General features: G+C 72.0%; 9 protein-coding genes and 1 pseudogene. 2 read left to right on the top strand and 8 right to left on the bottom strand.

Annotated features, from left to right (window positions below; genetic code table 11):
- Positions 1–35: 35 nt before the first annotated feature.
- A pseudogene (locus AOK18_RS03445) lies at positions 36–1103 on the top strand (hypothetical protein); the annotation flags it as partial.
- Positions 1104–1181: 78 nt separating this feature from the next.
- Here AOK18_RS03445 and AOK18_RS32820 read toward each other — a convergent pair.
- The 5 genes from AOK18_RS32820 to AOK18_RS33525 form a co-directional block, all read right to left on the bottom strand.
- Positions 1182–1352, bottom strand: coding sequence for a hypothetical protein (locus AOK18_RS32820; protein ID WP_157865010.1), 171 nt, complete (start codon positions 1350–1352; stop codon positions 1182–1184).
- A gap of 5 nt (positions 1353–1357) precedes the next feature.
- Complete coding sequence (locus AOK18_RS03440) at positions 1358–1729, bottom strand: holo-ACP synthase (protein ID WP_055572359.1); 372 nt, start codon at positions 1727–1729, stop codon at positions 1358–1360.
- 134 nt (positions 1730–1863) lie between these two features.
- The gene (gene glmS / locus AOK18_RS03435; protein ID WP_055693287.1) at positions 1864–3711 is read right to left on the bottom strand and encodes a glutamine--fructose-6-phosphate transaminase (isomerizing); all 1848 of its coding nucleotides are present in this window, start codon (positions 3709–3711) and stop codon (positions 1864–1866) included.
- A 107-nt stretch (positions 3712–3818) separates the two neighbouring features.
- Positions 3819–4598: a hypothetical protein gene (locus AOK18_RS32815; RefSeq protein WP_055693286.1), complete on the bottom strand. Its 780-nt coding sequence runs from the start codon at positions 4596–4598 to the stop codon at positions 3819–3821.
- Between the two features lie 91 nt (positions 4599–4689).
- On the bottom strand, positions 4690–5538 hold the full coding sequence (locus tag AOK18_RS33525; protein ID WP_206281497.1) for a hypothetical protein: 849 nt from the start codon (positions 5536–5538) through the stop codon (positions 4690–4692).
- A 214-nt stretch (positions 5539–5752) separates the two neighbouring features.
- On the opposite strand from AOK18_RS33525, the gene coaA reads away from it, so the two are divergent.
- Positions 5753–6742 (top strand): type I pantothenate kinase, encoded by a 990-nt coding sequence (coaA, locus tag AOK18_RS03420; RefSeq protein ID WP_055693285.1) that lies wholly within the window; start codon positions 5753–5755, stop codon positions 6740–6742.
- Positions 6743–6907: 165 nt separating this feature from the next.
- Here coaA and glmM read toward each other — a convergent pair whose 3' ends face one another.
- The 3 genes from glmM to rplM all read right to left on the bottom strand — a co-directional run bounded on the left by glmM (position 6908) and on the right by rplM (position 9676).
- Positions 6908–8266, bottom strand: coding sequence for a phosphoglucosamine mutase (gene glmM / locus AOK18_RS03415; protein WP_055572363.1), 1359 nt, complete (start codon positions 8264–8266; stop codon positions 6908–6910).
- Between the two features lie 405 nt (positions 8267–8671).
- A complete protein-coding gene (gene rpsI / locus AOK18_RS03410; RefSeq protein WP_042165139.1) occupies positions 8672–9190 on the bottom strand; it encodes a 30S ribosomal protein S9 in 519 nt (172 codons plus the stop codon).
- A gap of 42 nt (positions 9191–9232) precedes the next feature.
- On the bottom strand, positions 9233–9676 hold the full coding sequence (rplM, locus tag AOK18_RS03405) for a 50S ribosomal protein L13 (RefSeq protein ID WP_055572364.1): 444 nt from the start codon (positions 9674–9676) through the stop codon (positions 9233–9235).
- Positions 9677–9958: the final 282 nt, after the last annotated feature.

Here is a 9958-nt window from a genome sequence, read left to right as displayed (position 1 = left end):
GGTAGGAGCCGTCCCCGCAGGCGGCGGCCCGGGAGGCCCCCGTCCGGGCCGCCGCCTGCGGGGACGGCTCCTACCAGGCCGAGGCCGTGCGCAGCGGCGGCACCTGGACCGCCCGCCGCGGCGGCACCGTCGTCCACACCGGTACCGACATGCGCGCGGCGGTGCAGGCGGCGATCGGCAGCCTGACCTCCGGCCGCACCTCCAAGGAGCGGGTGGTGGTCCGCGGTTCCGGCTCGATCTCCGCCAACTCCCGCATCTCGCTGCCGAGCTACACGGTTCTCGACGTCTGCGGCACGATCGACGTCACGGGCAGCGGCTCCGGCGACCAGGCGCCGGTCTACTCCCGCGGCACGCGGGACATCGAGGTCCAGAACCTCAGCGTCACCGGCACCCCGCTGTACGGCGTCTTCCTGCGCAACGTGCAGAACGTGGTCCTGGGCCAGATCGACATGCGCCTGTCCGGCGGCCTCGGCGTCCGCATCGACAACCGCGGCGACACCAGCCAGTGGACGCGGAACGTCCGGATCGACAACGTCCACGTCTCCGGCGCGTCCAGCCACGCCGTGGAGACGTACGGGGTCGACGGCCTCACCGTCGGCACGGTCACGGCCCGCGACGTCGGCGAGTCGGGACTCCTCCTCAACCAGACCGTCAACGCCACGGTCGGCAAGGTGGACGCGGAGAACGCGGGCACCGGCACCGGTTACGCCGCCTTCCGCATGGCCAACCGCAACGGCCGGATCGGCAGCTCGTACGCGACCAACATCCGCGTCGGCGAGGTCGTCGCGCGCGGCGGCGGACGCGGCGTCTTCTGCGTCTCGGAGAGCGGCGGCGCGACGATCGACCGGATCAGCCTGTCCGGCACCGGCAACAACGCGATCCTGATCGAGAACTGCTACAACGTGAACCTCGCCGCCCAGAGCGGCACCGTCACCGGTGGGGGCGAGATCCGGCTGGCCGCCCGCACGGAGTTCGCCAACAACCGGGACATCACCGTCCAGAACCTGACGGTGACCAACTCCTCGATCCGTGAGAGCCCGTGCGGCGAGAACACCACGTTCCGCAACAACAGGCTGGTCAACAGCAGCCAGTCCGTCTGCTGACGCGGCCGGCCCCGCCGACGGCGGCGAGGCGCCGGCCGGAGGGGACGCGGGAGCGGCCCTCCCCGCCCCTCCGGCCGGTCACCGGCGCCGCCGCCCGCGCCGCGCCCGACGGGCCATGCGCACCAGGCGCACCGCCGTGGACACCACCACGAGCAGGGCGGCGGCGGCGAGGAGCGCCTCTCCCCACACCGGCAGCCGGTCCCCGACCTCCCCGACCCCGGGGAACCCCAGCAGGCCCGGCCGGTCCACGCCCGTCACCCTTCGGCGACGACGACCGCCGACGCCACCCCGGCGTCGTGGCTGAGCGAGACGTGCCAGGACCGCACGCCCAGTTCGGCGGCCCGCGCCGCCACCGTCCCCTTCACCCGCAGCCGGGGCCGCCCGCTGTCCTCGCAGTAGACCTCCGCGTCGGTCCAGTACAGCCCGCCGGGCGCCCCGAGCGCCTTGGCCAGCGCCTCCTTGGCGGCGAACCGCGCCGCCAGCGAGGCGACCCCCCGCCGTCCCCCGCCGGGCAGCAGCAGCTCGCCGTCCACGAACAGCCGCCGCGCGAGACCGGGCGTCCGCTCCAGGGACGCCGCGAACCGCTCGATCTCGGCCACGTCGATCCCGACTCCGATGATGCTCATGCCGAGCACTTTACGGCGCCGCCGGGGGCCCGGCCCCGGACGGCGGGAGAGGACCGCGGGCCCGGAGTGCTCGCGCTTCCGGTCGTGCGCGTCCCTCCCGGGGTGCGGTCCCCGTCGCGGCGAGCGCCCCCCGTTCACTCCACCGTGACCGACTTCGCCAGGTTGCGGGGCTGGTCGACCTCGTTGCCCCGGGCCGTGGCCAGTTCGCAGGCGAAGACCTGGAGGGGGACCGTCGTCACCAGCGGCTGCAGCAGCGTGGGGACGGCCGGGACGAGGATCAGATGGTCGGCGTACGGGGCGACCTCGTCGTCGCCCTCCTCGGCGATGACGACGGTGCGGGCGCCGCGGGCGCGGATCTCCTGGATGCTGGAGACCATCTTGTCGTGGAGGACGGAGCGGCCCCGCGGTGACGGGACGACCACGACCACGGGCAGGCCGTCCTCGACCAGGGCGATCGGGCCGTGCTTCAGCTCGCCCGCGGCGAAGCCCTCCGCGTGCATGTAGGCGAGTTCCTTGAGCTTGAGCGCGCCCTCCAGGGCGACCGGGTAGCCGACGTGCCGGCCCAGGAACAGCACGGTGTCCTTGTGGGCGAGGGCGCGGGCGAGTTCCCGTACCGGCTCCATGGTCTCCAGGACCCGTTCCACCGAGCGGGAGATGGCGGACAGGTCCCGCACGACCGCGTGGATCTCGTCGGCGTCCTTCGCGCCCCGGACCTGGGCGAGGTACAGGGCGACCAGGTAGCAGGCGACCAGCTGGGTCAGGAAGGCCTTGGTCGAGGCGACGGCGACCTCGGGGCCGGCGTGGGTGTAGAGGACGGCGTCGGACTCGCGGGGGATGGTCGAGCCGTTGGTGTTGCAGATGGCGAGGACGCGGGCGCCCTGTTCGCGCGCGTGCCGCAGGGCCATCAGGGTGTCCATGGTCTCGCCGGACTGGGAGACGGCGATGACGAGGGTCTGCGGGTCGAGGATCGGATCGCGGTGGCGGAACTCGCTCGCCAGCTCGACCTCGCAGGGGATCCGCGTCCAGTGCTCGATGGCGTACTTGGCGATCAGCCCGGCGTGGAAGGCCGTTCCGCAGGCGACGATGACGACCTTGTCGGCCTCGCGCAGCGCCTCCGGGGGGATGCGCACCTCGTCCAGGGACAGGGCGCCGGAGCCGTCGATGCGGCCGAGCAGGGTGTCGGCGACGGCCCTGGGCTGCTCGGCGATCTCCTTGAGCATGAAGGAGGGGTAGCCGCCCTTCTCGGCGGCCGACGCGTCCCAGTCGACGTGGTACGTCCGGACGTCCGTCGGCGCGCCGTCGAAACCGGTGACCGTGACCTGGTCGCGGCGCAGTTCGACCACCTGGTCCTGGCCCAGTTCGATCGCGGAGCGGGTGTGCTCGATGAACGCGGCGACGTCCGAGGCGAGGAAGGACTCGCCCTCGCCGACGCCCACCACGAGCGGCGAGTCGCGGCGCGCGCCGACGACCACGTCCGGCGCGTCCGCGTGGACGGCGACCAGGGTGAAGGCGCCGAGCAGCCGCTTGCAGACCAGGCGCATCGCCTCGGCGAGGTCGGCGCAGGAGGAGAACTCCTCGGCGAGCAGGTGGGCGACGACCTCGGTGTCCGTCTCGGAGGCCAGGTCGTGGCCGCGCCCGGCCAGTTCGGCCCGCAGTTCGGCGAAGTTCTCGATGATGCCGTTGTGGACGACGGCGACCCGGCCCGCGTTGTCGAGGTGCGGGTGCGCGTTGGCGTCGGTGGGACCGCCGTGCGTGGCCCAGCGGGTGTGGCCGATGCCGGTCGCCCCGGTGGGCAGCGGCCGGGCGGCCAGCTCCTTCTCCAGGTTGACCAGTTTCCCGGCCCGTTTCGCCGTGGCGAGCCCGCCGTCCGCGAGGACGGCCACGCCCGCCGAGTCGTAGCCCCGGTACTCCAGTCGTTTCAGTCCGGCCGTCACGACGTCCAGCGCCGACTGCGGCCCCACGTATCCCACGATTCCGCACATGCCCGGCAGCCTACGATCCGTCAGGCACCGGACCGGGCCGCCGCGTGCCCGAAATCGGAAATTCCCACCGGTGCGCGGGGCACCGGTGGGAACGGGCGGAGGGTGCGTCAGCCGAGCTTGGCGAGCTGGGCGTCGGCGACCGGCATCGGGAAGGGGGCCTTCTCGCCGGTGCCCATCGCGGCGAAGTTGACCGCCGAGAAGGCGGCGACGGTGGAGCCGGTGCGGGTGACGACGACGTTCACGGGGGCCTCGACGCCCTCGGCGGACAGGGTCAGGGTGAGCGCGATCGCCTCGTCGGCACCCTTCGGCGCCTCGGCCTCGGCCACCTTCACGATCTCGAACTCCTCGCCCACGGAGGTGTACCCGAAGCCGCCCGCGCACTTCTCGGCGGCCGCGTCGACGTCCTTGAGGACCTGCTCGGCGCCCCCGTCCTCGTAGGAGGCGAGGGTGACCAGGACCTTGTCCACGTCGAGACCGGCCTGCAGGGCCTTCTCCACGTCCGCGCCCTCGGCGGGCTTCTTCGGCTCGCCCGTCCAGGACCGCTTGACGGTGGCGGCGGGCGAGCCGACCGCGACACCGGACTGGACGCGGGCGAGCGGCCGGCACGCCTCGTCCTCCGCCACGACCTTGTCGGCGGCGATGTCGTCCCCGGCGGGCACCTTGGTGACCACCTTGCCGTCCTTCACGTCCGCCTGGACCAGCGCGGCCTTCTCCAGCTCGGCCGCGGTCAGCGCCTCGGCCGCGGGCGCGGCGGAGGCGGAGGCGGCCTTGCCCGCGTCGTCCTTGCCGCCGTCACCCTCGTCGGAGCCGCCGCAGGCGGTGACGAGCAGGGCGAGCGCGGCGGCGGAGGCGGCGAGAGCGGAACGGCGGACGGCGGGGGATGTCACGTGGGGCACTCTTTCTTCGAAGCCGCGGAGGAATCCGCGGCACAGTGCCCGAAATATAGGCACGGCGCCCCCGTGAACGATCATCCGAGGATCACTCGTAGGGGAACTGTGACAGCCGTGTGATCTTGCTTGGCGCGCCCGGCGTTCCGTCCCGGTCCGTCCGGTCCCGGTCCGTCCGTTCCCGGTCAGTTCTTCCCGTCGCCCCTGGCGATGCGGCGCGCCCGGCGGCGGACGGCGGGCCGATCCGGACCATGGCGCGCTTCTCGATGCCGCCGACGCGGCGTTCCAGGGCCGCGAGCCGCTTGTGGGCGGCCGCCAGTTCCCTCTGCGCCGCGGCGAGCCGCCGGCCGGTCCCGTCCGCCCGTTCCTCGGCGGCGGCCAGCCGGGCGCGCAGTTCCCCGGCCTCCCGGGCGCGCTTGTCGATCCGGGCGTTGGCGACGGCCGTCCGCTCGCGCAGCCGGCTGATCCGGTAGCGCATGTGACCGTCGTCCGAGCCGTCCCGGACGGGGATCGAGGCGGACCGTTCGAGGACGGCGGAGACGAAATGTTTCACCGACGCCTCCATCGGTCTCAGCGGCTCCGTGTCGTAGTCGGCCCCGGTCCGGGCGCCCACGCCGAGGACGACCACGGGCACGGTCAGCTGGTCCACCAGGGTCGACAGCCGGTCCAGGGACGCCCGGAAGGCGGGGCGGAAGGCGTCGGCCAGGGGGACGACGAAGGCGTCGTACCGCTCGTTGATCTCGGCCACGCGCCGGGCGGACGGGTCGGTGCGGATGCCGTTCGAGACGACCTCGGTGTCCGGCGCGGACAGCATCTTGTGGGCCGAGTCGCCGAAGAGCAGGTTGCCCGTGTTGGTCCCGATCAGGTCCTGGTGGATGAACTCCGTCGGCGTGGCCACGCGGAGCGGGCTCTTCCCGGAACGGATCAGGATGCGCTTCACACGACACTCCCCGACTGCTGCGACGGACGGACTCGACGGCGGCCCGAGTGCCGTCACGAAATGTCGGACACGGCGCAAAGAGGAGCAGGACACGGGGTCCGCGACCTCTCGCATCCCCCCATTTCCTCCCGTTTCCGACCGCTTCCATCCGTTTCCGCCCGCCGCGTGACACAGCCCACGAACCATCCCGTTCGAACTCCGTTAACAATGGACTGTGATCTCACCGGTCTCCTCGACGTCCCGGAGCGCCCACCGGCAGCGGCCGGAGGCGACTCCCTACCTCGACCTCACCCGTGCGGAGTGGAGCGCGCTGCGCCACAAGACGCCGCTGCCGCTGTCCGCCGAGGAGGTCGAACAGCTGCGCGGGCTCGGTGACGTCATCGACCTCGACGAGGTGCGGGACATCTACCTGCCGCTGTCCCGGCTGCTCAACCTCTACGTCGGCGCCACCGACGGGCTCCGGAGCGCGCTGAACACCTTCCTCGGCGAGCAGGGCTCCCAGGCGGGCACGCCCTTCGTCATAGGGGTCGCCGGTTCCGTGGCCGTCGGCAAGTCCACGGTCGCCCGTCTGCTCCAGGCCCTGCTCTCCCGCTGGCCCGAGCACCCGCGCGTCGAACTGGTCACCACGGACGGCTTCCTGCTGCCGACGAAAGAGCTCCAGGCCCGCGGCCTGATGTCGCGCAAAGGGTTCCCCGAGTCGTACGACCGCCGCGCGCTCACCCGTTTCGTCGCCGACATCAAGGCCGGCAAGGACGAGGTCACGGCCCCGGTCTACTCCCACCTCATCTACGACATCGTCCCGGGCGAGCTGCTCACCGTGCGCCGCCCGGACATCCTGATCGTCGAGGGGCTCAACGTGCTGCAGCCCGCGCTGCCGGGCAAGGACGGGCGCACCCGGGTCGGGCTCGCCGACTACTTCGACTTCAGCGTGTACGTGGACGCCCGGACCGAGGACATCGAGCGCTGGTACCTCAACCGCTTCCGCAAGCTGCGCGCGACCGCCTTCCAGGACCCCTCCTCGTACTTCCGCAAGTACACGCAGGTCTCGGAGGAGGAGGCCCTCGACTACGCCGGCACCATGTGGCGGACGATCAACCGGCCCAACCTGGTGGAGAACATCGCCCCCACCCGCGGCCGGGCCACCCTCGTCCTGCGCAAAGGGCCGGACCACAAGGTCCAGCGCCTCAGCCTGCGCAAGCTGTGACCCCGGGGGCGGGGCACCGGACGTGACCCGGGGCGGTGCGATCACCGTCGCCGCCCCGCGTCCGCTCCCCGGTGTGCGGGTGCCGGCCGGTGACCGCCGGACCGGCCTCGGCGGGCCGGTCCCACCGGACGGGCCGGCACGGCCCGGCGGCGGCCGCCCGCTCCGTCAGCCCAGCGCCGACTTCACCACGTCCGCCAGGCGTTCCGCGACCGAGCGGGCCTGGTCGATGTCGGCGGCCTCCACCATCACCCGGACCAGCGGTTCGGTGCCCGAGGGGCGGAGCAGCACGCGGCCGGTCTCCCCCAGTTCGCGCTCGGCCTCCGTCACGGCCGCCGCGAGTTCCCCGGAGGCCTGCACCCGGGTCCTGTCCACGTCGGGCACGTTGATGAGCACCTGCGGCAGCCGCTCCATCACCGACGCCAGCTCGCGCAGCGGACGCCCGGTCTCGGCGACGCGCGCGGCCAGCAGCAGGCCGGTGAGCGTGCCGTCGCCGGTCGTGGCGTGGTCGAGGGCGATGACGTGGCCGGACTGCTCGCCGCCGAGGGCGTAGCCCCCCTGCTTCATCTGCTCGAGCACGTACCGGTCGCCGACCGCGGTCTGCACGAAGCGGATGCCCTCGCGCTCCATGGCGAGCTTGAACCCGAGGTTGGACATCACGGTCGCGACGACGGTGTCGGAACGCAGGGCCGAACGTTCCCGCATCGCCAGCGCGAGCACGGCGAGGATCTGGTCCCCGTCCACCTCTTCACCGGTGTGGTCGACGGCCAGGCAGCGGTCGGCGTCGCCGTCGTGCGCGATGCCGAGGGCGGCCCCGTGCTCGACGACCGCGGCCTTCAGCTGCTCCAGGTGGGTCGAGCCGCAGCCGTCGTTGATGTTGAGCCCGTCCGGCTGGGTGCCGATGGTGACGACCTCGGCCCCGGCCCGCGCGAACGCCTCCGGCGAGACCCGGAAAGCGGCGCCGTGCGCCTCGTCGAGGACGATCCGCAGGCCGTCCAGCCGGTTCGGCAGGACGCCGACGAGGTGGGCGACGTACGTGTCGAGGCCCTCCTCGTAGTCCCGTACGCGGCCCACGCCGGCGCCGGTCGGGCGGTCCCAGGGGGCACCGGTGCGGTGCTCCTCGTACACGGACTCGATCCGGTCCTCCAGCTCGTCGGCGAGCTTGTGGCCGCCGCGGGCGAAGAACTTGATGCCGTTGTCGGGCATGGCGTTGTGGCTCGCGGAGAGCATCACGCCGAGGTCGGCGCCGAGCGCTCCGGTCAGGTGCGCCACGGCGGGCGTCGGCAGCACGCCGACCCGCAGCACGTCCACACCGGCGCTGGCCAGTCCGGCGACCATGGCGGCCTCCAGGAACTCCCCGGACGCCCGCGGGTCGCGTCCGACCACGGCGGTCGGCCGGTGCCCCTCGAACGTGCCCGCCTCTGCCAGTACGTGCGCGGCGGCCACGGAGAGGCCCAGCGCCATCTCGGCCGTCAGGTCCGCGTTGGCGACACCGCGCACGCCGTCCGTGCCGAAGAGTCGTCCCACTTGTCCTCCTGAGAAGCGTCGGTATCGAAATCCGTGTCGGAACGTCGTCCGCGAATGCCGTACCGGATGTCGTATCAAGCCTGGTGCCGCGAGGGCGTGACGCCGGACCGCGCACCGCGGGCCGGGGGCCCGGACGCCGGAGCCGGGCACCGGACGCCGGACGCCGGGCACCGGGTACGGTCCCCGGCCCGGGGGCCGCGGACCGTGGGCACGCGTGAGGTGTTCGACGGTCGCGGTGCGTGTGCGGCTTCCGCATCCCGAAGCAAACGCTCCCCGACCATTCGATCAGATTAGCCGCCGAGCACCTTGTGTCGTTATACGCCTGGCGTGGAGAGAAAACGAACGCCCCGGCGGCACTGTGGCGTGCCGCCGGGGCGTTCGGAGTACGTGCAGGGGCAGCTGCAATCAGCGCTTGCTGTACTGCGGGGCCTTGCGGGCCTTCTTCAGACCGGCCTTCTTGCGCTCGACCGCACGGTCGTCGCGGCGGAGGAAGCCGGCCTTCTTGAGGGCGCCGCGGTTGTTGTCGACGTCCGCCTCGTTCAGCGCACGGGCGACACCGAGACGGAGCGCACCGGCCTGACCGGAGACACCGCCACCCGCGATGCGGGCGATGACGTCGTAACGGCCCTCGAGCTCGAGCACCTTGAAGGGCTCGTTCACTTCCTGCTGGTGCACCTTGTTCGGGAAGTAGTCCTCGAGGGTGCGACCGTTGATCTTCCACTTGCCGGTGCCCGGAACGATCCGGACGCGGGCGATGGCGTTCTTGCGACGGCCCAGGCCGGCGGCCGGCTGCGGGTCGCCGAAGCGGGACGCCATGGACTCCGAGGTGTACTCGCCCTCGACGGGCACCTCGGACTCCGTGGTGTAGCTGTCGATGTCGATGTCGGTCTCTTCGAGCGGCTGCTCGGCAGTGGTCTCGGCCACGATGCTCCTCAGATTCTGTTCAGTCTTAGGGGGTGGCCGGACTTACTGCGCGACCTGGGTGATCTCGAACGGCACCGGCTGCTGCGCAGCGTGCGGGTGCTGGTCGCCCGAGTAGACCTTCAGCTTCGACAGCATCTGACGGCCCAGGGTGTTCTTGGGGAGCATGCCCTTGACGGCCTTCTCGATGGCCTTCTCGGGGTTCTTCGCCAGCAGCTCGTCGTAGCGGACCGAGCGCAGACCGCCCGGGTAGCCCGAGTGGCGGTACGCCATCTTCTGGGTCCGCTTGTTGCCGGAGAGGTGCACCTTGTCGGCGTTGATGATGATGACGAAGTCACCGGTGTCGACGTGAGGGGCGTAGATCGGCTTGTGCTTGCCGCGCAGGATGGAGGCCGCAGTGGAGGCCAGACGACCCAGGACGATGTCCTGGGCGTCGATGACGAGCCACTGGCGCGTCACATCGCCGGGCTTGGGGCTGTACGTACGCACGGTTCGTAGCCTTCGCTTCTTCAGTGAATGGTCCTGACATGGTCACCGAAGACGATCACGACAGCCCTGACCGCACCGCGGTGACGCATACCGCGTGCAGGTCGCTGGTCATCGGCCCGGTGGACCGGTGTAAGGGCCCCCCACGTGAGAATGAGCAAGCCAATACACACAACAAACATGCAGAATACCCACGCTCGGCCGGGCGGGTCAAAACGAGTCCGCCGGATACGGGCTGCACCGACTCTACAGGCGTCCGCCCCCGCCCGCCCCGGGTTCCGCGCG

The organism is Streptomyces prasinopilosus, from assembly GCF_001419695.1.
Taxonomy (GTDB): Bacteria; Actinomycetota; Actinomycetes; order Streptomycetales; family Streptomycetaceae; genus Streptomyces; species Streptomyces prasinopilosus.
The sequence above is the reverse complement of the archived record's forward strand: the minus strand, read 5'-3'. Positions and strand labels throughout refer to the sequence as shown.